Below are 1,105 nucleotides of genomic sequence, written 5' to 3' on the forward strand. Positions count from 1 at the left end.
ATGATGGGTTGGTCCGGGTCGCCGTCCAAAAACGACACTATCACTTCATGCCCTATCCGCGGCAGTGCCATAAAGCCATACTGACCACCGGCCCAGCCCTGGCTGACCCGTATCCAGCAACTGCCGTGCTCGTCACCCTTGGCATATCTGTCCCAGGGAAACTGCACCTTCACCCGGCCGTATTCGTCACAAAATATCTCTTCATCCTTCGGCCCCACCACAGTCGCTATCTGCGGCCCCGCCATCTGTGGTTTGGCCTTCGGCTCCGCTTGCCATTGCATGGAGGATGGCACCGCCACTATCTCGTTACTGTAAGTGGTGCCGCGACTGCTGTTGTCCTCTTCCGCCGCATTACCCTGCTCGCCGGTGTGGCTGACCCCCACCATTACCCATTCGCGGTTAAGGCTCGCATCCGGGTGTTCGCTCAGGGCAAACTTCTGCCCGCTCAACGCCTGCAGTTGGTCACTCTTGAGCAGCAGCTGCTCGCTCTCCCGTCGCAGTCCCGCCAGGCGCACCTTGCTGAACAGTTTGCCGTCGGTATCGTCCTTGTAGCGCCCCGGGTAGTCGAAGTGTTCATAGCCGCTCTGTTGCCAGTCTGCATCCTCTGTGCTCGGTTGCAGGAAGCTGTAGGCCGGTTTGCGGAAGCTGTAGTCCTTGAGGGTGGCCCCGCTCTCGGCCCGGCGGTGGCGGTATTCGGCGCTGCGGACACTCGCCTGCTCGGCGCGTCCACCCGCCAGGGCGTTGTAGGGGTAGCTGTGGGGGCTCAGGCTCAGTTTGTCCAGTGCATCGCACAGCACCAGGGTGTGTTTGTCGCTGCTGTGCTCGAAGTAGTAGAACAGTCCCGCTTCGCGGGTCAGGCGTTCGAAGAAGTCAAAGTCGCTCTCGCCATACTGCACGCAGTATTCCCGTTTGCGGCCTTCATGGCGTGGGTCACAGCGAAAGGCGTAGTCGGTAATGCCCATTTCACCGAACAGCACCGCGATGATGTCGGTCAGGCTCTTTTCCTGGAAGATGCGGCTGTTGCGCCGCAGCTGCAGGCGGCTCAGGGCCGGCTCCAGTCTCAGCCGGTAGCGGGTCTGTCTGTGGCCGCTGTCGCCGCGGCCAA

At 61.5% G+C, this 1,105-nt stretch carries 1 protein-coding gene; it reads right to left on the reverse strand.

Annotation, left to right across the window (positions count from 1 at the left end; all coding sequences use genetic code 11):
- The coding region (gene tssI / locus ACF8D4_RS07070) for a type VI secretion system tip protein TssI/VgrG (protein ID WP_392464831.1) at nucleotides 1-1,105 on the reverse strand (1,105 nt) is incomplete at both ends.

The organism is Shewanella sp. YQ_9, from assembly GCF_043103185.1.
Classification (GTDB): Bacteria; Pseudomonadota; Gammaproteobacteria; order Enterobacterales; family Shewanellaceae; genus Shewanella; species Shewanella algae.